Raw genomic sequence first — 23,318 nt, 5'->3', positions numbered from 1 at the left:
CTAGTTCCTGATGTCCATGGCGCTGCGCAGGCCGTCCGAGAGCAGGTTGAAGCAGATCGAGACCGCGAAGATCATCGCGCCGGGGAGCGCGGCGACCCAGGGGTTGACGTAGATCGCGGTGCGCAAGGTGTTCAGCATCAAACCCCATTCCGGCTCAGGCGGCTTGGTACCGAGGCCGAGGAAGGACAGGCCCGCCGCAAGGATCATCGAGACCGAGATCAGGCTGGTGGCATAGACGAAGATCGAACCGAGCACATTGCCGAGGATATGCACGCGCATGATGGTGAATGGACCGGCACCGGAGGCACGCGCGGCGTCGACGAAGTCCATGTTGCGCACGCCTGTCGTGACGCTTTCGGCGACGCGGGTGATCTGCGGCACGAACACGACAGTCAACGACACGATGGAATTGAGGATGCCCGCGCCCAGCGCCCCCGAGATCGCAATCGCCAGCAGCACCGATGGAAAGGCATAGAACACGTCGATCGTGCGCATGATCGCGGTGTTGAGCTTGCCGCCGACATAGCCGGCAACGAGGCCGAGCGACGTGCCGATGCAGAAGGCGAGGATCACCGGCAAAATGCCGATGAGAAGCGACAGCCGCCCGCCATAGATCAGCCGCGCCAGCATGTCGCGGCCAAGCTCGTCGGTGCCGAGCGGGTAGCCGGTTGTGCCGATGTGCCGAAGGCGGCGGATCATCGAGCCCTTGTAGGGATCTTCCAGACCGAGCCACGGCGCAACGATCGCGGACAGGAAGATCAGCAGCAGCACCAGCGCGCAGACCATGCTGACCTTGTCGCGCCGGATACGGCGGCCGACGGTCGCCCAATAGCCGCGCGCCTTGCTCGCGGGCGCGGACTGAAGCGCGGCATCGCTGGTGACAGACAACGGAAGCTCGCTCATCGCTAGCCCCGCTTGATGCGCGGATCGATCGCGGCTTGCGCGATGTCGACCAGCAGATTGAGGAAGACGAAGAACAGGGCCAGGATCAGGATCGTGCCCTGGAGCAGCGGCAGGTCCCGCTGGAAGATCGCCGAGTTGAGCAGGAAGCCCGAGCCCGGCCAGGAGAACACGGTCTCGATCAGGATCGAGCCGCCCAGCATGTAACCGAGCTGAAGTCCCATCACCGCGAGCGCGGTGGGCGCGGCGTTCTTGATGACGTGACGGAACACGCCGCGCTCATGCAGGCCTTTTGCACGCAGCGCCTCGACGAAATCCTGGCTGAGAATGTCGCCGGTCAGCGCGCGCACCGTGCGGGTGACGATGCCCATCGGGATCACGGAGGTCGTGATCGCCGGCAGCACGAGGTATTGCAAATGCGCCCAGTCCCAGGCCCAGGCGGCCGAGCCGCCGGGTCCGGCGCCGACGGCGGGCAACCAGTTCAGCTGGACCGAGAAGATGATGACGAGCACCATGCCGAGCCAGTAATGCGGCACCGAAACGCCGGCGATGGCAAAGGACGTCGCCAGCTTGTCGATCCAGGTCTCGCGGAAATAGCCGGCGATCAGGCCGAGCAGGACGCCCATGGTGAAGCCGATGATGGCCGCCGCAATCGCCAGCGTGACGGTGTTGCTGACCGCGCGCATGACCTCGGCCAGCACCGGGCGCCCGGTCGCAATGGAATTGCCGAGATCGCCATGAAGCGCACGGAGCAGCCAAAGCCCGAACTGCACCGGCAGCGGGCGGTCGAAACCGTAGGCGGTACGGAGCTGCGCGGCGAGCTCCTGCGAGGCATCGGCCGGCAGCACGGCGACGAGCGGATCGCCCGGCGTGATGTGCACGAGCAGAAAGCACACCAGCGCGACGCTGATGACGATCGGGACGACGTAGACGATGCGTCTGGCGATATAGGCGAGCACGTTGTTTCTTTTCTTCCCTTCTCCCCTTGCGGGAGAAGGTGGCGCGAAGCGCCGGATGAGGGGTTGTTTCCGCGAATGATACTGCGTCAGTTGAGAGGTCCGCATTCGCGGAGAGAGACCCCTCACCCGGCTTCGCTTTGCGAAGCCACCCTCTCCCGCAAGGGGAGAGGGTGCAGCGTGCGTGTGGTGCGAATACTACTGCATCGACACCAGCGAGAAGTCGATGAACCAGCTCTTTGGCTGCACGACGCCTGTCACCTTCGGGCTGATGGCGCGGGGGCCGACGTCGTGGGCGACGTAGAGGAAGGCTGCATCGTCGACGGAGGCCGCGTGCAGTTCGGCGAGCGCGGCGTCACGGGCGCCGGGATCGAAGGTCTGCCGCGCCTTCTTCACCAGTTCGTCGAACTTGGGGTTGTTGATGAAACCCCAATTGTTCGAGACCGGCGGCGCCATACCCGATTGCAGGAAGCGCACCAGTGCGAAGAACGGGTCCATCGCCGCATAGGTGACGTTGGTCGCGTTCGAGCCGTTGGCGCTGGGATCCTTGGCACCGCGGCGCCAATTGGTGAACAGCGTATTCCACTCGATGACATCGAGCTGCACGTCGAAATAGCATTCGGCGAGGGCCTGCTGCAGATATTCGTTCATCGGCAGCGGCTGCATCTGGCCCGAGCCGGACGCCGAAGTCTGGGTTTTCACCGTCAACTTCTTGCTCGGGCCAAATCCGGCCTCCTGCATCAGCTTCTGCGCAGCAGCCTTGTCGTACTTGATCTCGAAGGTCGGTTTTCCACGCCAGGGGTGGCCGGGTTCGAACGTGCCGGTCGCTGGCACCATCAGCCCCGCGAGCAGACCGTCCTTGAGGCCTTCGCGATCGACGCAAAGGTTTGCGGCCTTGCGGACGCGGATGTCGTTCCAGGGCGAGCCCTCGACGCGCGAGAACTGCCACGGCCAGACATGCGGCTGCTCGTTGGCGTAGAGCTTGAAGCCGCGCTGCTTGAGCTCGGGCAACGCGTCCGGCGCCGGGGCTTCGACCCAATCGACCTGCCCGGAAAGCAGCGCTGCGGTGCGCGCATTTGCTTCCGGCATCGGCAAGAGCACCATCTTGTCGACCTTGGGCACGCGGTCCTTATTCCAGTAGCTCGCGTTCTTGACCAGCTCGAGCCGTTCGCGCGGGGTGAAGCCCGCCATCTTCCACGGGCCGGTGCCCGAAGCGTCCTTGGCAAACGCGGTCCATGCGGCCTGCGACTTCGCCTTGGCGTCGGCGCCTTCCGCCTTGTCGTAGAAAGCCTGCCACTTCGCCGGGCTCGCCATGAAGAGATTGGTGAGGTTGATCGGCAGGAAGCTGTCGGGCTCCTTGGTGGTGAGCTCGACGGTCATGTCGTCGATCTTCTTCGCGGATGCCAGCGTCGGCATGCGCGAGGCCGTGACGCCGACCTGGCTGGCGTCGAATTGCGGCGCGTCCTGCTTCAGCACCTTCTCGACATTCCACACCACGGCGTCTGCGTTGAACGGCGAGCCGTCATGGAAGGTGACACCCGGCCGCAGCTTGAAAGTCCATTTGGTCTTGTCGGCATCGTCGACCTTCCACTCGGTGGCAAGGCCCGGGATCACCACGCTCGCCTTGTCGGCCGAGGACAGGTCCCAGCCGGTGAGCGCGTCGTACATGGTGAGGCCGGTGAAGCGGTTGCCTTCAAAGCCCTGATCGGGCTGGCCCAGCGTGCGCGGAATATCGGCAGCAGTCATGGCGATGCGCAGCACGGTTTCGGCACCGGCCGCGCGCGGCCACGCAGCCGCGCTACTGAGCGCCAGCAACGCGATCAGCGCCGCGCGGGTCTTGTTTTTATTGATCAGCATTGCCTCAATCCTTTTTCCGGCTTCGATGACTAATTTTGATGCAAACGTATGCAATGGCTATGCCAATGGGGAAACTTTTTCTGCAAATTGCCCCTGCGACGACAAGTCCTTGTGATGACGCCTCGGCAAAAGCGCCTCGCTGCCTATTCTGGCATCAAGATTGCAGGTTTGGCTCCGATTGTCCTTGAAGTCTTCCCCGGAGCTTTGGCCCATGCGTATCCGACTATCGACCTGTTTCGCCGTGCTTGCATTGGCGTTGTCCGCAATTCCGGCGGGCGCCGAAACGGTGCTGCGCTACGGCATCTCGATGGCGGACATCCCGCTGACCACCGGCCAGCCCGATCGCGGCGCCGGCGCCTACCAGTTCACGGCCTACACCATCTACGATCCGCTCGTGGCGTGGGAGATGGACGTCGCCGACCGCCCGGGAAAGCTGGTGCCGGGACTGGCCACCGAGTGGAAAGTCGATGACGAGAACAAGACCAAATGGCGCTTCACTCTGCGCAAGGGCGTGAAGTTTCACGACGGCAGCGAGTTCAACGCTGATGCCGTGATCTGGAATCTGGACAAGGTGCTCAACGACAAGGCGCCACAATTCGACAAGCGCCAGAGCGCCCAGGTCAAGACCCGCCTGCCGTCGGTCGCGAGCTACGCCAAGATCGACGACTCCACGGTGGAGATCACCACCAAGACGGTCGATTCCTTCTTTCCCTATCAGATGTTGTGGTTCCTGGTGTCGAGCCCGACGCAGTACGAAAAGCTCGGCAAGGATTGGGACAAGTTCGCCAGTCAGCCCTCGGGGACCGGCCCGTTTAAATTGACAAAGCTGGTGCCGCGCGAGCTCGCCGAGCTCACCAAGAACCCGGATTACTGGAACAAGAAGCGCATTCCCAAGGTCGACAAGCTCGTGCTGGTGCCGATGCCGGAAGCGCTGACGCGTACAAATGCGCTGCTCGCCGGGCAAGTCGATCTGATCGAGACGCCGGCGCCGGATGCCGTGCCGCAGCTCAAGGCCGCCGGCATGAAACTCGTCGACAACGTCACGCCGCATGTCTGGAATTATCATCTGAGCGTGCTGCCGGGTTCGCCCTGGACCGACATCCGCCTGCGCAAGGCGCTGAACCTCGCGATCGATCGTGAGGCAGTCGTTGGACTGATGAATGGGCTTGCAAAACCCGCCAAGGGCCAGGTCGATCCGTCGAGCCCCTGGTTCGGCAAGCCGAGCTTCGAGCTGAAATACGATGTCGCCGCGGCGAAGAAGCTGGTCGAGGAAGCCGGTTACTCCAAGGCGAAGCCGCTGAAGGCGACCTTCATCATCGCACAGGGCGGCACCGGCCAGATGCTGTCGCTGCCGATGAACGAATTCTTGCAGCAGAGCTTCAAGGAGATCGGCATTGATATCGATTTCAAGGTCGTCGAGCTCGAGACACTCTATACGCACTGGCGCAAGGGTGCGGCCGACGAGATGAACGCCGGCATCACCGCCAACAACATCGCCTATGTCACCTCCGACCCGCTCTACGCCATCGTCCGCTTCTTCCATTCGAGCCAGATCGCGCCCGTCGGCGTCAACTGGGGCGGCTACAAGAACCCGAAGGTTGACGCGCTGATCGACGAGGCCAAGCAAACCTTCAACAGCACCAAGCAGGACGAGCTGCTGGCGCAGGCGCACGCGCTGATCGTCGACGACGCCACGCTGGTGTGGGTGGTGCACGACACCAACCCGCACGCGCTGTCGCCCAAGGTCAAGCAGTTCGTGCAGGCGCAGCACTGGTTCCAGGATCTCACGACGATCGCGGCGGAGTGAGGGCCGAGGCCGGCACTCAACTTCCGCAAACACCACCGTCGTCCTGGCGAAAGCCAGGACGACACCTCTTATTGAGGCGACGGCCTGCGAGTTCGAACACCGCTGTCGTCCGGCCTAGTGCGCAATTGCGCACGGGGGGCCGGGACCCATAACCACCGAGTTGAGTTCGGCGACGACAGCCAACTCCGATCTGGCGTAACAACTTCTGCTGCGGCGTATGGGTCCCGGCCTGCGCCGGGACGACACGGAGGGTTTGGCCATTAGCAAACGCCCCCTCACTTCGTCAGCAGCGCATAGGCTCCGGTCCAACCCTCCGGCGGCGGATTGACCTGGAATTCCTCGATGCGCACTTCATAGAGCTTGAACAGCTTTTCCAGCGTGTCGGCATCCTCGCTCCTGCGCCCGCGTTCGATCGCGTCCAGCGCGCCCTGCCAGTCGCGGCTGCGATAGCAGGCGAGCATTTCGATGGTGACGTTGCGCAGGCGCTGGAAAGCGCCGGAATGCATCACGTCCGCGCGGCCGGCGATGGCGTAGATCACCTCCGGCTCGGTCTTGCCCTTGACCATGATGAAGTCGAGTTCGAGGATCGCGAACTTGTCCTTGGCGGCGAGCGCGGTCCTCGAGCCGACGATAATGGGAAAGCCGTACTCCTTCGACTGGCCTTCCAGGCGCGAGGCCAGGTTCACGCTGTCGCCGAGCACCGAATAGTTCTTCTTCAGGTCGGAGCCCATGTTGCCGACGACGCCGATGCCGGTGTTGAGACCGATACCGACATTGAGCGGGATGTAGACGTGGCCGCCATCAATGGCTTCCTGCTCGCGGTCCTTGTTCACCGCGTCGATCTTCTCCAACATCTGGATCGCCGCTTCACAGGCGTTGACCTCGTGCTCGGCATCGTCGAGCGGCGCGTTCCAGAACGCCATGATGGCGTCGCCCATATATTTGTCGATATAGCCCTTCTGATCGATGATCACGTCGGTCAGCGGCGTCAGGAAGCGGTTCATCAGCGCGATCAGGCCCTGCGGATCGTGCTTGTAGGTTTCCGATATGGTGGTGAAGCCGCGCACGTCGGAGAACATGATCGTCATCTCGCGCTCCTCGCCGCCGAGCACCAGCTTTTCCGGCGACTGCGCGAGCTGCTCGACCAGCACCGGCGACATGTATTGCGCGAACATGCCGCGGATCTGCACGCGCTGCCGCTGCTCGCGCACGAAGCTGGCAAAGATCAGCGTCAGATAGATCGCCGTGGTCGAGAGCAGAGGATAAGTGAAGTCGATGAGATAGCGGTGCTGCGCATAGAAGAACCAGGACACTCCGATCAGGATCGCGGCGAAGGTCGCGCCGGCAAGCACGAGGCGGACCGGTCCGAGGTTCGGCGTGAAGATGATGACGAGCAAGCCGATGACGAGCGCGGCGAGCAGCTCGACGCCGAGCGCATAATTCGGCTGGGAGATCACCGCGCCGCTCAGCACACTCTCCAGCACCTGGGCGTGGATCTCGACGCCGGGCATGGTCGAGGACACCGGCGTGGTCTTGATGTCGTTGAGCCCGACCGCGGAGGTGCCGACCAGCACCAGCTTGCCGGCGATCTTGTTCGGCGCAACGGTGTTGTCGAGCACGTCGGCCGCCGAGACGTAGATCGAGGGATCCTGCCGCGCATAGTGCACCCAGAGCTGACCGTTCCTGTCGGTTGGGATCTCCACGCCCTTGAGACGCACGGCCCGCACGCCGGTCTTGTCGGTCCGAACCAGCAGCGTTGGCGTGCCCGTGACAACGCGCAAAATCTCGAGGCTGAGCGAGGGCATGACCATGCCTTGGGCGCGCATGATCATCGGCACGCGCCGGATCAGGCCGTCGCGCTCGGTCTTGATCGAGAACAGACCGCGGCCGGCCGCGACCTTCTCGATCTCGGGCACGTTGCGCAACAGCCCGGGAAACTCGAACAGGAAGCGCTCAGCACCCTCTTCGCCGACCGTTGCGACGCCAGTAAAGGGCAGCGACTTGTCGACCTCGGACGAAATCGCCCGCTGCCCGGTCTCGCCCAAGATCACGCGCGAGCGCTTGATCGCTTCGGAGAGTATCTGGTCGTTGCTCGGCAGCTCGCGCAGCTTGGCGCGGGTGGCGTCGTCCAGGTAGCGCATCTGGCTCGCGACCAGGTCCGGATTGAGCCGGTCGGCCTCCGAGAACACGATGTCGAAGCCGATCGCCACCGCGCCGTGACTGGTGAGGCTCTGGATCAGGTCGGCGATCCGCGTCCGAGGCCACGGCCACTGGCCGAGCTTGGCGAGGCTCTTGTCGTCGATGTCGACGATGGTGACCGGCCGCGCCGTCTTGTGGCGCGGATCGATCAGCTGAAACATGTCGAAGGTGCGCAGCCGCAGTTCCTGGATCGGCGGCGGATCCCAGAGGCGAGCGCCGGCGAACAGCACCAGCAGCGCAAGGCACATCAGCCGCGCAAACCCCAACTTGCGCGCAAACCACCGCCGCAGGATCTTGAGACGTTTCATGGTGGCTGGACTTCCTGCCTCGCATCATGCCGTGCGCCGATCATGGAGCGCCGGCCCGCAATTGGCCATTCCTTAGATGTTGAGATTTGCGGATTTTTTTCCACGGTCAAGCTGCAGGCCGGAAGGCCCCGGGCGACGATCAGACGTGGAAGATGAAATCGCTCGCCTGCAGGTTTTGAGCAACCACGCCCTTCAGCACGATCGTCTCGTGATTGTCCAGCGTGAGAAGGGTATCGCCATCCTGCTCGGCCGCGGAGAGATCGCTCACGGAGCTGATGCTGCCGAACTGCCGCAGGTCGATCTTGTCTAGGCCGGCCTGGAAGTCGTTCACAGTGTGCTGGACCGTATCCTGCGACGACGCCGGCGCAAACACGAACTGGTCCTTGGCAGCGCCACCGATCAGCGTGTCACTCGACCCGGTCGCGAAAATGACGTCCTTGCCGGGGGTGCCCTCGAGGATAACGCCCTGGCTGTTGCCGCCCTCGACGAAGATGAAGTTCACGGTGTCGGAGAGGTTCGTGGTCGTGTCCGTCACAGTCACCGTGATCTGGTCGGTGTCCGGCGGCACCGGGTACTCATCGGTGCTGGCGCCGGTTGGATCGTAGGTAATGCCGGCGCCTTCCGCGAGGCTGGCGTTGATCTGGTCGAGCGTGCCGGTCGCCGGGTAAACACTGACGCTGCTGACATCCGGATTCGCGGTCGCCAGCGTGACAGTGAAAGTATCCGTTGCAGCACCGGAATCGGTGTCGGTGACCACCAGATCGGTGATGATCTCGTTGCTGTTTTCGACGATGTGTTCGACCTGGAAGTGCTCGGTGTCGATGACGGGGCCGGTCGCGGACGCGGAGCCGCCGGATGGAGCCGTGACTTCCGTGCTGATGGTGGTGAGCTTGTCCGACACCGGCGCGGTGCCGTCGGTACTCATGGCCGTAATATCGGTCGTCGCCGTCGCGGATGTCGTCGTGATGTCGCCAACATAGGTGTTGTCGAGGGCATGGACGCCCAGCGCATTCGGCGTCCCGGTGAAGCCATCGGCCGGCACGAACCGGATCAGCGTATCCGGACTCAGCACCAGCGCAGTCGCATCGGCGACCGACCCAATATCCACCCATTGATGGGTGCAGGCTATCTCGTATTGCCAGACACCCTGCTCGGCCGTCGCGGCATCGGACGTCACCGCGATGGCTCGGAGGCTCGCGCTGTCGTCGGTGTCGTCGAACTTGCCGTCGAAGAGAGCGCTGACCTTGGTCCCACCCGGATCGGCGTTATCGCCACTGACCGAGGCCAGCGTCGCGTCACCCAGAGTCGGTGCATCGTTGCTGCCGGCGATGTTGAAGGTGAGGACGCCGTTGCCGGTGCCGGTCGGTGTGTGGCTGTCGTCGGGCACGATCGTGTACTGCAGCGACAGCGTGTGGCCGGCGGCAAGAAAGTCGAAGGCCTCGCTGCCTGAATTGAAATCCCACGTAAACGTGGCGTGGGTGGCGGTGCCATCGAGAATGTACCCTGGCTGCACGGCCAGATAGTTGAGCAGCGTCGCGCTCGAGGGCTCGCCGACATAGCCGGTCTGGAGCACATCGTCCAAATAGATATCGAGATGATCGACCACGACCGTCACGTGATCGGTGGTATCGGCATCCGAAACCGTCAGCGTACCATGCTTCACCAGTTGCGTATTCGTCTCGGGCAGGTTTGCGCCGGAATGGTCGTTCGTTTCCGCCGTGATCGCAGGCGCATCGTTCTTGCCGGTGATCGTGATTGTGACGTCGGTTGTATCGGTCTTGCCCTGGTGGTCATCAAGGGTGACGGTGGAGACTACCTTGGCGCTCTGGTTCTCACCGAGGAAGTCCAGCGCTCCGTCGGCGATCGAATAGCTCCAGGTGACGGTGCCATTGTTCAGCCCAGCCTGCGGCAAAAGCGTCAGTCCGCTCTTGAGCGCCGCGATATCGTCGGGCGTGAGCAAACAGGTGAGGTTGGTGATGTGATCGGCGCCAAGCGAGGTCACGGCTTGGCCGGTGATCTGTGCCGTCGGAAGGTCGGTCAGGTCGATGTCGGTGAAGTCGATCGCGCCGGTCGCGGGCGTTGACGTATCGGACGTGGCGAAGTCGCCGGTGGCATCCGCCTGCTCGGACACGCCCCCCGCCAGCACGCCGCCGGCGGTGAAGGCCGGCGCGTGGTCATCGGTCATCGTGATCAGCGTGTGGCCGGTGCCGTCGTCACTCCCGGCGAAATGGGCATTGCTGTAGTCGGCGCCGGCCAGGTCCAGGCTGATGTGATTGCCGTCCGCATCGGTTACCGTCAGCACGCCGCCGGTCGCAGGATTGGAATTGGCGACATAGACCGCGCTGGTGCCGAGCCCATACTTGATGGTCGACAGGTCGATTGTGTCGTTCGCGGACAACGCCGCGATCGATCCGCCGAAGGTCGACGCATCGATCTGAAGATGGGCGCCGTCGCCGTCGAGCGTGATCGTTTGCGTGGCCGTCACCGTGCCCTCGAGCTTCAGCCACGCGCCGACATCGACGGTGACCGAGCCGGCACCGGACAGCGAGCCGAACAGCGTCAGCGCCCCATTATGGACCTCGATGCTGCCGGCATTGGCGATTGTGCCCGTGATCGACGCCGTGCCCCAACTGTCGATGGTCGCGCAATTCTCGACGCTCAGCCCGGTCCCGGAGATCGACGCGCCATGCAGGTCGATGGCGCCGTGGTTGACGATCGACGACGCGTTGCCGAAGACGCCCGAGCCGGCGACCGTCCAGGTGCCGCCCAGTTCGTTATTGAACGTCGCGCTGGCGACCGAGATATTGCCGTTGATGTGGCCGGCATTGTTGATCGTGATGGCACCGCCGGTCTCGACGATGGCGTAGGTCGCGGCGGTCACAGTCGAGGCGACGGCAGGTCCGATCGTTCCGGTGGCGGAATTGTCGATCTGCGCGATGCCGGTCGCGTTCTCCTGGATGAAGATCGCCGCATGGGCGCTCGGGGCCACGATCAATCCCGTATTGGTGATATGGGTCGAGCCGGTCGCGCCCACTTCGTTCTGCGTCACGCTGATGCCGGCGAGGCTCGTGCTGGTGATACCACCGTGATTGACGATGGTGACGCCGCCGCTGCCGTTGGCGATGGCATGCACGCCGACCGCACCGGTAGCGGCGCCATTATTGGTGACGCTGATGTCGCCGCCACCGTGATCGAAGGCGCCGATCGCGGTACCCGCGGCGGCAATCGAGGATGTCGCGCCAGTCGTGACCGTGAGGTTGCCGGCACCCCAGGTAAACGCCTCGATGCCGTAGCCCGCATCGGCGATAATCGTTGCATCGCTCGTGACGGTGACGTCGCCCTTGACCGCATTCGAGAACGTGCCGGTCCCGCCGGGCTTATAGCCGGCGATGATCCCGCCGGGAGTGGTGCCGTCGTTGTTCGAGGTCGAGCCGGAGTGGATCGTGCCATGCGCCTCGACGGAGATCGTGCTCCCGATGCCGGCAGCGATCGTAGTGGCGTAGTTGACCGCCACGATACCGGTGCTGCCAGACGTGATACTGTCGCCGTTCGCCATGGTGACGCTGATGTCACCCGCATCGATGCTGTAGGCCCTGATGCCGTAGCTCGTCGCACCCGAGATCGTGACATTCTGGCCGAGCACGACCGTCACGTCGCCGATGCCGCCGCTCAATGCCGCGGCGTTGATGCCGACGCTCTCGGAACCCGACGCAGAGATCGTCGTCTCGGCAAAGCTGATCACCGTGACGTCGCCGTTCCCGTAATTATAGGCGTTGATGCCGTGACCGGCCAACGCGGTGATGTTGGCATGGTTGTTGACGACGACCGTGCCGTTGACCGCGGTGTTGGCGTTAGTGCCATTGGTGGCACCGGTGTAGCCGGCCTCGATGCCGCCTGGCGGATTGCCGCCGAGATTCAGGCTGCTGCCGGAATTGATCGTGCCGTAGGCACTGACGGTGATGGTGCTGGCGGATGCCGCGCCGAGCACGTTTGATCGGTTGACGGCGACGATACCGGAACTGCCCGAGGTGACGACGCTGCCGACCTTGGTAGTGACGGTCTGGTCACCGGCGCCGTAACTGCGCGACCGGATACCATAGATCGAGCTGCCGGTGATCACGCCGCCGGCGTTGATGGTGATGTCGCCGCCGCCCTGCGTAACCGCGTCGATGCCGTATGCGCCACCAACAGCGCCGCCGAGCTGGGTGATCGAAATGCCGCCGGCGCTGGCGCTGTTCAAATTCTCGACAAGAACGCCGACCGAATTCGCGCCGGTGCCGGTCGCCTTGCCGGTGAGATTGTTGACGGTGATATCGCCCGCGCCGGTCGCGCTGTCGCGCAGCCACATGCCGTGGCCGGCGAGGCCCTTGATGTCGCCGGTAGCCGTGAACGAGATATCGCCGGTGCCGTTCTGGGTGACCGCGACGCCGTTGGCCGCGCCAGTCAGTGCGCCGGTGGGCGTGAGAACGATGCCGGCGGGCGTTGCCGATGTGCCGCCCGATGCGGTGAAGTCGAGTGCATCGCCGCTCGCTGTCGTGATATCGGCCGCGCCCTTGATCGTGAACGTGCCGGCTTTCGTCGACTGGCCGGCAATAGTGCCAGTGAAGCTCTGGCCCGCCACCTTGTCGAGTTGCAGCGTGTCGACGCCACCGGCGAAGGCAATGGTCTGCGCCGTCGCCCCCGCGAGCTCAAGCGTCGCACCATCGTCGATGATCACCGAGCCGACACCACTGAGGCCACCGGCGAGGTTGAGCGTGCCGGTCTGGACTTCGATGGCGCCGGTGTTGGTGACGCCAGCCGTGATCGTATTGAGGCCGGAGACGCTGTAGAGGTTACCCAAATTGCTCAGGCTGCCGCCGTTGATCGAGACATCCGACAGATAAAGCTTCGATGTGCCGTCGACCGCGATCGTTGCGCCGGTGTTGGTGACTATGGCGGTCGTCAGCTTCAACGCGCCGCCGGTCACCGCCTCGATCAGGCCGTGATTGGTGATGGCGTGGAGAATGCCGGGATCGATCGTCAGCGCGCCGCTGGTGACGGAGATCGTGCCGCTGTTGGTGACATCCGCGCTGTCGACAACGCTCGTGCCGGTCGATTCCAGCGTGCCCGCGATCGTCACCGTACCGCCGTCGATGGTCGCGCCCGACAGGGTCAGGTTTTTGCTCGCATCTACCTTGACGGTGCCACCACTGCTGATCGTGGCTCCCGCAACTGTCGTATCGTCGAGCATCAGCGTGACGCCGCTCCCGACCGTCACAGCGCCCTGGTTCAGCGTGGCATTGCCGTCGATCTTGCTGTCGCCCGTGACGTCGATCGTACCGCTGTGGTTATTGATGGTGCCGCCTGATACCTCGGTGCCAGACAGCGTCAGCGTCTGGCCGGCGTCGATCTTGACGATGTGGCCGGTGTTGGTGAGGACGTCGTTGAGCAGCGTCGCGGCACCCGCGATCTCGAGCATGCCGTTGTTGGTGATCGCGCCCTTGGACGCGGTCGAGACACCCTTGATCGTGGCGCCGTCCTTGAGTTTGACGGTGTTATCGAGCGCAATACTGGACTTGTCAGTGATGACCGTGGAGACGGTGACGCCATCCAGAGTCAACTCGGCGTCGGCGGTGACGGCGGCGACGCTGAGGATAGCTCCCCCGTCGATCTTGCTGGCGCCGGTAACATCGATCGTGCCGCCGCCCTTGACGGCACCGCCGCTGATCGTGGCGTCGTCCAGCCTCAGTGCGGCATTGCCATCGACGATGAGGTTGCCGCCGGAATTATCGACTGTCGAGCCCTGATCGATCGTCAAGGCGCCATTGGCAAGCACCTCGATCGTGCCGGTATTGGTGATAGTCTCGCCGTCCAGCGCATTGCCGGTGCCACTGACCTTGAAAGCGGCATTGTTGTTCAGGGTGCCGCCACTCAGCACCGCAGCGCCGGTGAGGTCGATCTCGCCATTGCCGGTGACAGTCCCGGCACCGTTGATCGTGGCCCCGTTCACCGTCAGCTTGCCGTTGGCATCGACCGTGATGTTGCCGGTGTTGGCAACGGTCGAACTCTGGTCGATCGTCAGCGCGCCGTTTGCCAGCACTTCGATCGTGCCAGTGGTCGCATTCGTGATCGTCTCGTGGTGGAGCGCGTTGCCGGTGCCGCTGACCTTGAACACTGCATTGTTGTTCAGGATGCCGCCGCTCAGCACCGCAGCGCCGGTCAGGTCGATCTCGCCGTTGCCGGTGACGGTCCCAGCACCGCTGATGGTGGCGCCGTTGACCGTCAGCTTGCCGTTGGCATCGACCGTGACGTTGCCGGCATTCGCGACGGTCGAACCCTGGTCGATCGTCAGCGCGCCGTTCGCCAGCACTTCGATCGTGCCAGTGGTCGCATTCGTGATCGTCTCGTGGTGGAGCGCGTTGCCGGTGCCGCTGACCTTGAACACTGCATTGTTGTTCAGGGTGCCGCCACTCAGCACCGCAGCGCCGGTGAGATCAATCTCGCCGTTATCGGTGACCGTGCCGCCGCCGCTGATCGTGGCCCCGTTCACCGTCAGCTTGCCGGTCGCATCGACCGTGACGTTGCCGCTGTTGGCGACTGTCGAGCCCTGGTCGATCGTCAGCCAGCCATTCGCCAGCACCTTGATCGTGCCGCCGGAGGCGTTGGAGACGGTCTCGTGGGCGAACTCCGCTGTGCCCTTGACGTTGACTGCCCCTGAATTGTTCAGCGTGCCGTTCTCGATCAGGCTGGTGCCGTCGAGCTCTAGCGTGCCGAGAATCGTCACGGTGCCACCGTCGACCGTCGCGCTGTCGACAATCAGCGTCGTGCCGGCATCGGCCTTCAGCGTGCCGCCGGCATTGTGGATCGTGGCGAGCGTCGTCAACGTGCCGCCGAACAGCTCGATCGTGCCGGAATTGGTTATCGTGGTACCGCTGGCGAAATCGCCGCCGCCCTTGAGCGTCAGATAGCCGGCATTGGTGAGCACGCTACTGTCCAGGAACTCGGCCTTGCCACCAACCGAGATCGTGCTTGCCGTGAAATTTGTGAGCTTCGAATCGGCCTTGAGGCTGACCTCGCCCGCAATCGTCAACGCACTCTTGTTGATGACTTCCGGCGCCGTGTGGCCGACCGTGGTGTCGTAGTCGTTCATCGTGATCGACTTGGCGTAGGCCGCGGTGTCGATCGTCACCGGATAGGACGGCGTCAGCCCGTGCAATTGATCGGTGATGACGATGACGTCGTCATTGATGGTCGGGACCGTGCCGGTCGCCCAGTTCGCGGCGTCCTTCCAGAAGCCGCCGGAGGGAGCGCCGGGCTTGTCGGTCGCGATCCACACCACGGCGGGAGCATCGGTGCCGGTGATCGTAACGGTGATGGTCTGCTGCGAGGTGGCGCCTTGCGCGTCCCTGAGCGTCACGGTGTAGACCAGCGTCAGCACCTCACCCTTGGGGATGAAGTCGGCGAGATAGACCGGCAGGTCAGCCAGCGACCAGTTGATGGTGCCGGTACCGTCCCCGGTGCTGTCGGCGCCCGCCGCGATCGCGACTGACATCGCGCTCTGGAACGCCGCGAGCGGCCCCGGCGGAACGGTGCCATCCGGCAGGGTCGCGCTGGTCAACGCCGCCGACACCGTATGCTTGTCGGTGAGATCGACGTCGTCGAAGCTCAACGTGCCCGTCGTCGGAACATCGCTGGTGAGCGGGCCACCCGGCACGCTGGTGCCGCCTTCGAAGATGATGACCGGAACGCTGGTGGTGATCACCGGCTTGTCGTTGGTGCCCGTGATCGTGATGGTGATGTCGATGAACGACGTTTCGGGATTGACCGAGAAATTATTGTTGACGCGAACCTTGTAGGTCAGCGTCAGCGTTTCACCGGCCGCGAGGAAGTCGAAGACGTGGTCGGGAATCGTGTAGGTCCAGACCGCCGAGCCGTGGTTGGTGTTGCCGCCACCGGCGACCACGTCAATCTGGATCAGCGTTGCCGCAATGTCCTGCTTCTGGAGCGCAGTGAGCGATCCGGTGACATCATGCAGTCCGGCGTCCTTGTAGACGTAGTTGGGCGCGTCGGCGACGCTCACGCTCACCGTAGGCCGGTCGCCCAGGTTCTGGTCGTCGAAGGTGATCAGGCCGGAGATCGTGTCGGAATGCGTCGTGTCGCCGGTCGTGTCCGCGCGCTCGGTCAGCGCGAACGCCTTCTGCACATTGCCGTTGAGATCGAGGCTGCGCGCAAGGGGCGGGCCGGGAATGCGGGTGCTGGTCGACGGATCATGGCCGGACCCCAGCGATGTCGGCTCAGGGAGATGCGTGAAGGTCGCGGTCGCGGTGGCACCGGTGTCCGTCTTGATGAAGACAATGTTGCCGGTCTGCGTGATCGAGTCCGTGAAGTTCTGCGTCAGCTTGGTGTTGCTGTTGTTGTCCGTGAACTTCAGCGTGAACACGTCCGTGATCAGCTTCTGAATGTCCGGTGACATCAGGGCATTGGAGATCGAGACGTTGCCGCCGCTGATCTGGATCATCTGGCCGGCCTGGTTGACTGTCGCGATCGGCAGCAGCGTGACCTTGTCGAACAGGATGTAGGAGCCCGTGGTGCCGTTCGGCTCGACCAGCACCTGGAAGCTCGCCTGCGGCTGCGGATCGCCGCCGCCGGCGGGAACAACGAAGTTGATCTGGGTCAGCACCGCCGTGCCGCGGATGCCCATGGTGGCGACCGGCGTGTCGATCTTCATGTCGCCGTGCTTGGCGGTCTCGCCGGCGACGAAGGTGATGGTGCCGGCGACCAAGCTCAGCAGCGAGGAGTTGCTCGACCCGTTGGGGTCGTAGACCATCTCGTTCAGCACCATCCGCGCATTAGAGGACAGGCCGAACACCGTGCCGTCGATGAACGTGATGCCGAGCGTCGAGTCGCCACCGGTCGAGACCACGTCGCCCTTCTCGACGTTGTCGCCGTTGTTCAGGATGACGGAGACGCCGTTGCGGACCGCGGTCGCGCTGCCGGAGAGCTTCGTGACGTGGCCGATGACCTGGGCGGCGGCAATGCCGGAAGCGGCCTGCGCATATTGCACATGGCCGGTGAGTGCGTTGACGACGTCCCCGGTGAGGTGCGCGCCGTCGGGTGAGGCGATCGCCGCGCGCTTGTCGCCCCTGAAATAATCGTGAACGACGAATTCGTGCCCATCATGGGACAGCACAAGGTCGAGACCGGCGCGCTTGAAATCGCCGTTGAAGATCAGGTTCGGGTCGGGAACCACGAATGCGCCATCAGGCACTTGACCGTGTGCCTTCGCGATAAAGGAATCGACATGGCCATCGGCGGGCGATCGGGAACCCAAGCCGTCCAAGGAAATCGCGGCGTCAAATTTGCCAGCGTAATTCAATCCGGGCACCAAAAAAGGAGTTAAAATCTAAGTAAGTATCGCTCGCCTAAACTTGCATATCATTACCAAGTCCTTAGCGAAACCACCTATTGCTTGTGTGATTTCGCATCACCAAGCGGTCGATGCTCCCGCGCGGCGGGGCATCCGCAGAGAAGGCAAAGTAATTTTTGAAATATTCATAAGTAAAGCAGCGCTTATTTCCGCTCATTTCAAGTCACCCCGTGTACTCCATTGTAGAATCCTACAATAGATACTTTTGTCATCTTTTGTTCGTGGTACCCCGCACCACCTTGCGGCAAATACCGAGCCAAATCTGTGATCCAACTAACAGAACTCGTGAAATAGCGAGCCGTTAGCCATAAGGCGCAGAATCAGTTCCAGGACAACTTGTGCCTGCAATTGGTCGCTCTTCGCGGCAACCGCCGCCCTGTTAGCCGGCGAATCGTAAAATTTTACGCAATTTGAGCAGACCCGTTTCAGCCTGTTGCCCGGTTTTGGGATCCCAGCCGGGCGCGTTAAGCAGAACAAAACCGCCTGCCTCGCACTATCTCCCCGAAAGCAACAAAGCCCGGCACGTACAGGTCGAGGGGGACCTGGCGAAGCTGGAGGGGGATGTCAGATGGAGACCGCTGCTCGTTCGCGCGCTTGGCGCGCAATCCTTGTGCTGTGCGGATTGATCCTGCTCGGATCGGCCGCCGAGCTTCGCGCTGGCACGCTGCTGTCGCCGGGGGCCAGCGTCCTCGTGCGCAAATCCGCCGAGCCGTTCGGCGTGTTCGCCTTCGCCATCTCCGCCGGTAGCCTGCAACAGAAATGGCTCGCGCTGAGGTCCAGGCTCGACGATGACATGGTGCAACTCGCGCTGTGCGACGGCGACCGGGACAATTGCGCCTCGCCCGCTGCGCTGAAACTGCTCGCCATCGTCGACCAGGCCCGCAGCCGTGACGGCCGCGCTCTGCTGGGCGAAACCAATCGCGCCATCAACCTCGCCATTCGTGCCGCCGATGACGGTTCTGAGGACGTCTGGAGCTCGCCGCTCGCGACTTTTGCGCGCGGCGCCGGGGATTGTGAGGACTATGCCATTGCCAAGCTCGCCGCCCTTAAGCTCGCGGGCGTCGCCACCGAAGATCTCCGCATCGTCGTGGTGCGCGACGTCAGGGCCGGCGAAGAGCATGCGGTTGTCGCCGCACGGCTCGACGGTCACTGGCTGATGCTCGACAACCGCCGCATGGCAATGGTCGAGGACGACGCTGCACGGAGCTACCAGCCGCTGTTCGTGCTCTACCGGTCGGCCGTGATGAAATATGTCGACGAACCCGTACGGTTCTCGATGATCGCCGTCGACGCGCATTGATTTTCTTGTAGCCCGGATGGAGCGAAGCGAAATCCGGGCCGCTGCCGCCTGTCGCACGAATCCCGGGTTGCGCTGCGCTCCATCCAGGCTACCAGCACAAAGTACGCTTACCCACAAAGCCATTCCACAGTGCGATCCGGGACGCTAGCATGGCCGCGGCTATGCGGGGGCGACTGGAATGCGGTTCATCGTGCTGACTGTGCTTGCGCTGCTGGCCTTGCCGGCGGCTCCAGGCTTCGCGCAATCCGGCCCGTCCGACCGCTCCGTCGCCGACAGGCTGCCGCTGTTCGCTAGGAACAACTGCCAGCAGATCCGCGATCCCGGCAATCAATTGTTCTGCGGTGATGCCGAGCTTGCCGCCGCCGCCGAGAAGCTGAGCACGGGAATCGAGGCGCGGCTTGCCCGGCTGCCCGATCGCCTGCCTGGGATCGAGGAGAACGCGATCTGGATCCGCCAGCGCAACCTCGGTTGCGGCATCGTCGGCCAGACCGCGATCCGCGCCGAAGATTTCGCCCGGGTGAAGGCATGTCTTCTCAAGGTGACCGATGAGCGCGCAGCGATCGTACGCGATCCGGATTTCGACTGTCTCGCCGCCAACACCGCCGCGGGTGCGCTGATCTGTGCAGACCCGTCGCTGGCGCTGGCCGAGACTGAGTTGAACAGCCAGGTCCTCGGCCTGATCGGCAAGCTCGATCCGACCGCGGCGCGCTTTGCCTACGCCGAATATGGCCGATGGACGCGGGAGCGCGATCGCAAATGCAATCTGGTCGGCAAGGAGAACGTGCCGCTCGGGGAGCTCGAGTCCGCGGAGGACTGTCTCGCCGGTTATCTGAAGCACAAGGCCGACGAGATTGGCGCGGCGAAAGGCGATCCGAAGAAGGTGTTTGGCCGGCAGGTCACAGCCCGCGCGCCCGACACCGATGCCGTCGATTTCTGCGCCGCGCGAATCCACGCGGCCAATTCCTGCGGCAACTTCCTCCGCATCAACCGCGTCTACGCGCTCGACAGCCAGGTGGGCGAGCAGGAGGCGCAAGTCACGGGCGAAATCGAGATGGCCGTTCTGGCGCCCTTCGCCACCTGCAGCAAGGTCGCCACGACGTGCACGGGCACCTGCTGGGACGCCAGAACGGGTCGTCCGCAGCCTGGCGTCGGCAACAAGGAGCGCTCCGCAGACGCCTTCAACGTCACACGCCGCCTCAGGATCCAGCGCACATTTGCGTTTGTGAAAGCCGCCGATGGCTGGCGCTGCCGGGAAGATGAACTGGCTCCGGTGAATTCAGGCACCGCGGGCGGGGGATCGTAGGGCTGTGTCCTCTCCCTCTCCCCGTTCTTATGGGGAGAGGGTTGGGGTGAGGGGCTGCCTCAGCGAATCCGGTGATAGTTAGACGCGGAGAACCCCCTCACTCGGATCAAAACATCAGATTGTCCTTCACCAGAACCCAGCGGCCGCCCTTGACCTGCTGCACCTGGGTGATGGTGCTGGCGAGGTGGTCGGTCTTGGAGAACTTCGTCGGAGGCGAGTTGAAGATGTCGACGAACTTGTCTCCGGATTCCAGCGCGTCGAGCATCTTCTGACCGGTCAGATCATTTCCCGCCTTCTGCGCATAGAAGGCGAAGGTCATGACCGCGTTGTAGCCGATGATGGCCTGAGTGTTGGCGTCCGTGCCGAACATCTTCTTGTAGGTGGCGAGCCAGTCCTTGACCTTTCCTTTGGCGGTGTCCTCGTAAGGAATCTCGAACAGAGCGGCGGCATAGAGGCCTTCCACGGCTTCCTTGCCGAGCATGGGCACCTCCATCACGTTGGTCGGCGTGGCGCCGAGGAAGGTGACGTCCCAGCCGAGCTTCCTGGCTTCGGTCATGGCGCCGATGGGCTCGCGAAGGACCGCGCCGAGCACGACGAGATCGCAGCCGTCGGACTTCATCTTCGCGATCTGGGCACTGAAATCGGACGCGCCGCGCTTGTAGCTCGTGATCGAGGTCGGCTGCACCTTCATGACCGCCAGTTGCTGATTGAAGCCGTCGAGCACATTCTTTCCGTACTCGTCGTCCTGGTGCATGATGCAGGGCTTCTGGAAATTCTTCCACTCCATCATGTATTTCAGCGCCGCCCGCGTGCTCTCGACATAGGGCAGCAGATTGTTGAACTTCAGCCGCTCCTGCGGCTTGGCGGGATCGAACTTGAACGTGAACTCCGCCGCCGTCAGCGGGAAGAGCTGAAGCACGCCGGCGTCGAGCAGGATATCCTGCGCCGCCAGGACAGTCGGCGAGCCCATTGCCCCCACCATCGCGAAAATCTTGTCGCGCTCGATCAGCTTCTGCGATGCGAGCACGGCCTTCTTCGGATCGTAGCCGCTGTCCTCGACGACAAGCCGAATCTTTCGCCCCTGGACGCCGCCGGCGGCGTTGATCTCCTCGACCGCCATCTTCATGCCGTTCGAGACTGGCACGCCCCAGCCCTTGATCGGCCCCGACAGATCCTGATGGGTGCCGATGACGATCTCGGAGGCCGAGATGCCCTCATTGGTGACCTTGGTCTGCGCCGCGGCCGGCAAACAGGTGAGCACCACCGCGCCTGCCGCAAAGCCGAACGTTCTCAACGATCTCGACATTGACGTCTCCTCTCCTTGGGGCCCCTATGATGCGAAGGGTGGGGCCATCACTCCTTCGCTGTTATTCAAACAAGATTGTTCAAGCCACTGCCCGCGTCGGATACATCGCGTCGATCTCGGCGGCATAGCGCTTGTTCACGAAGCCGCGCTTCAGCTTCATGGTCGGCGTCAGCTCCTCGTCCTCCGGAGTGAGCTGGCGTTCGATCAGATAGAATCTCTTGATGGTCTCGACGCGGGCGAAATTGGCATTCACCGCTTCGATCTCGCGCCAGATCAGGTCCTGGATCTCCGTCGCGCGGCACAGGCTGGCATAATTGGTGAAGGGAATGTCGTGGTCCTGCGCGAATTTCTCGACATTCTCCTGGTCGATCATCACGAGGCAGGTGAGGTATGGCCGCTTGTCGCCGATCACCACTGAATCCGAGATGTAGGGCGAGAATTTCAGCTGGTTTTCGATCTCGGACGGCGTGACGTTCTTGCCGCCGGAGGTGATGATGATGTCCTTCATCCGGTCGGTGATGCGGACGAAGCCCTGATTGTCGATGGTGCCGACGTCGCCGGTATGCAGCCAGCCGCGATTATCGATGGTCTCAGCTGTCCTCTCCGGCTGGTTCAGATAGCCCATGAACAGGAAGTCGCCCCTGATCAGGATCTCCCCGTCGGGCGACAGCGCCACTTCACCCCACGACACCGCCTTGCCGACCGAGCCGAGCTTGATCCGCTCCGCTGGCATCATGGTGGCGACCCCGCAATTCTCGGTCTGCCCGTACACCTCGTGGATGTCGATGCCGAGCGCGAGAAACCAGCGGATCAGCTCCGGTGCGATCGGCGCCGCGCCGGTGAAGGCGATGCTGCAACGGTCGAGCCCGATCATGCGCCGAATGTTGCGGAATGCGAGCCGATAAGCGATGCCGTTCGCTATACGCAATGACAGCGGCGGCGGTTTCCCTTCGATCCTGCAATCGACCATGCGATAGCCGATATCGATGGCGCGCCGGTAGACCCATCGCTGCAGCGGCGTCGCGTCCTTCAGCGCGATGGTGATGGCGGAATAGAATTTTTCCCAGATGCGCGGCACCGCGAGGAAGATGGTCGGCTGCACCTCGCGCAGATTGTCCGGCACGGTCTCCGGACTCTCGGCAAAGTTCATCACCGAGCCGAGCGCGACCGAGATGTAATAGCCGCCGATCCGTTCGGCGACGTGGCAGAGCGGCAGGAAGATCAGCCGGTCCTCATCCTCGCGCGCCGGAATGAAATCGTTGGCGTGCCGCATCTGGTGCGTGACGCTGCGATTGGCGTGCATGGCGCCCTTGGGCGGGCCCGTGGTGCCGGATGTATAGACGAGGACAGCGAGATCGCTCGCGCCGCGACTGTCGACCATCTCCTGCCACAGCGCCTCGCGGCCGAGCATGTGGTTGCGCCCGAGCGCACGGAACTCGTCGAGCGACATCACCATGTCGTCGGAGAAGCCGCTGAGGCCCTCCATGTCGAACACGATGACCTTTCGCAGAGACGGACAGCGCGCGCGGCAGGCCAGGATCTTGTCGAGTTGCTCCTCGTCCTCGGCGAAGATCACTTTCGTCCGGGAATCGTTGACGAGATATTCGACCTGGGATGAGGCATCGGTCGGATAGATGCCGGAAGAGACACCGCCGGCGCACAGAATGCCCATGTCGACATGGACCCATTCCGGCACGGCGTTGGCGATGATGGAAGCGACGTCGCCGGGCCAGAAGTCGATGGCGTGCAGCGCGTAGGCGACCTCCTTCGAGATCTCCAGCCATTCGCGCCAGCTGGTCGGCTGCCAGATCCCGAATTTCTTCTCGCGTATAGCCGGCCTGTCGCCCCGCGTCTCCGCGGCGCGCAAAAAGCTTTTCGCGATCGTGTCAGCGACCGTCAGCACCGCCGGTCGGGCCATGCACGTCTCCTCCTTGTCGCGTTCCCCTCCGCTGCCTGCCTTGCCGGCGGTCTATATT

Annotated in this window: 10 protein-coding genes; 3 read left to right on the top strand and 7 right to left on the bottom strand. The window is 63.3% G+C overall.

The window, feature by feature from the left end; genetic code table 11:
- The 3 genes from GWG67_RS18545 to GWG67_RS18535 form a co-directional block, all read right to left on the bottom strand.
- Entirely contained in the window at nucleotides 1–903 is a 903-nt protein-coding gene (locus GWG67_RS18545) for an ABC transporter permease (RefSeq protein WP_275170787.1), read from the bottom strand.
- 2 nt (nucleotides 904–905) lie between these two features.
- A complete protein-coding gene (locus GWG67_RS18540) occupies nucleotides 906–1,859 on the bottom strand; it encodes an ABC transporter permease (RefSeq protein ID WP_247362906.1) in 954 nt (317 codons plus the stop codon).
- A 195-nt stretch (nucleotides 1,860–2,054) separates the two neighbouring features.
- Nucleotides 2,055–3,713, bottom strand: a complete 1,659-nt coding sequence (locus GWG67_RS18535) for an ABC transporter substrate-binding protein (RefSeq protein WP_275170785.1) — start codon at nucleotides 3,711–3,713, stop codon at nucleotides 2,055–2,057.
- Nucleotides 3,714–3,924: 211 nt separating this feature from the next.
- Here GWG67_RS18535 and GWG67_RS18530 point away from each other — a divergent pair, with 211 nt between their 5' ends.
- On the top strand, nucleotides 3,925–5,520 hold the full coding sequence (locus GWG67_RS18530) for an ABC transporter substrate-binding protein (protein ID WP_275170783.1): 1,596 nt from the start codon (nucleotides 3,925–3,927) through the stop codon (nucleotides 5,518–5,520).
- Between the two features lie 275 nt (nucleotides 5,521–5,795).
- Here the strand turns inward: GWG67_RS18530 and GWG67_RS18525 are convergent, their stop codons facing one another.
- Nucleotides 5,796–8,027 (bottom strand): CHASE2 domain-containing protein, encoded by a 2,232-nt coding sequence (locus GWG67_RS18525; protein ID WP_275170782.1) that lies wholly within the window; start codon nucleotides 8,025–8,027, stop codon nucleotides 5,796–5,798.
- A gap of 139 nt (nucleotides 8,028–8,166) precedes the next feature.
- The gene (locus GWG67_RS18520) at nucleotides 8,167–17,274 is read right to left on the bottom strand and encodes a hypothetical protein (RefSeq protein WP_342761048.1); all 9,108 of its coding nucleotides are present in this window, start codon (nucleotides 17,272–17,274) and stop codon (nucleotides 8,167–8,169) included.
- 727 nt (nucleotides 17,275–18,001) lie between these two features.
- Here GWG67_RS18520 and GWG67_RS18515 point away from each other — a divergent pair.
- Nucleotides 18,002–18,733: a transglutaminase-like cysteine peptidase gene (locus GWG67_RS18515; protein WP_275170777.1), complete on the top strand. Its 732-nt coding sequence runs from the start codon at nucleotides 18,002–18,004 to the stop codon at nucleotides 18,731–18,733.
- A 178-nt stretch (nucleotides 18,734–18,911) separates the two neighbouring features.
- Nucleotides 18,912–20,036 carry a hypothetical protein gene (locus GWG67_RS18510; protein ID WP_275170775.1) on the top strand — a complete coding sequence of 375 codons (1,125 nt, stop codon included), beginning with the start codon at nucleotides 18,912–18,914 and terminating at the stop codon, nucleotides 20,034–20,036.
- A 106-nt stretch (nucleotides 20,037–20,142) separates the two neighbouring features.
- On the opposite strand, the gene GWG67_RS18505 is transcribed toward GWG67_RS18510, so the two are convergent.
- Nucleotides 20,143–21,342, bottom strand: a complete 1,200-nt coding sequence (locus tag GWG67_RS18505) for an ABC transporter substrate-binding protein (protein WP_275170773.1) — start codon at nucleotides 21,340–21,342, stop codon at nucleotides 20,143–20,145.
- Between the two features lie 79 nt (nucleotides 21,343–21,421).
- The gene (locus GWG67_RS18500) at nucleotides 21,422–23,260 is read right to left on the bottom strand and encodes a long-chain fatty acid--CoA ligase (protein WP_275170771.1); all 1,839 of its coding nucleotides are present in this window, start codon (nucleotides 23,258–23,260) and stop codon (nucleotides 21,422–21,424) included.
- Nucleotides 23,261–23,318: the final 58 nt, after the last annotated feature.

The sequence above is a fragment of the Bradyrhizobium sp. CSS354 genome (assembly GCF_029051725.1).
In the GTDB taxonomy this organism is placed as follows: domain Bacteria; phylum Pseudomonadota; class Alphaproteobacteria; order Rhizobiales; family Xanthobacteraceae; genus Bradyrhizobium.
This window is presented reverse-complemented; position numbering and strand designations above follow the sequence as displayed.

Excerpts from the sequence above, each read along its gene's own strand:
- GWG67_RS18510 (WP_275170775.1), top strand. The coding sequence starts at position 18,912 with ATGCGGTTCATCGTGCTGACTGTGCTTGCGCTGCTGGCCTTGCCGGCG.
- GWG67_RS18530 (WP_275170783.1), top strand. The coding sequence starts at position 3,925 with ATGCGTATCCGACTATCGACCTGTTTCGCCGTGCTTGCATTGGCGTTG.
- GWG67_RS18500 (WP_275170771.1), bottom strand. The coding sequence starts at position 23,260 with ATGGCCCGACCGGCGGTGCTGACGGTCGCTGACACGATCGCGAAAAGC.
- GWG67_RS18505 (WP_275170773.1), bottom strand. The coding sequence starts at position 21,342 with ATGTCGAGATCGTTGAGAACGTTCGGCTTTGCGGCAGGCGCGGTGGTG.
- GWG67_RS18535 (WP_275170785.1), bottom strand. The coding sequence starts at position 3,713 with ATGCTGATCAATAAAAACAAGACCCGCGCGGCGCTGATCGCGTTGCTG.
- GWG67_RS18515 (WP_275170777.1), top strand. The coding sequence starts at position 18,002 with ATGGAGACCGCTGCTCGTTCGCGCGCTTGGCGCGCAATCCTTGTGCTG.
- GWG67_RS18525 (WP_275170782.1), bottom strand. The coding sequence starts at position 8,027 with ATGAAACGTCTCAAGATCCTGCGGCGGTGGTTTGCGCGCAAGTTGGGG.
- GWG67_RS18545 (WP_275170787.1), bottom strand. The coding sequence starts at position 903 with ATGAGCGAGCTTCCGTTGTCTGTCACCAGCGATGCCGCGCTTCAGTCC.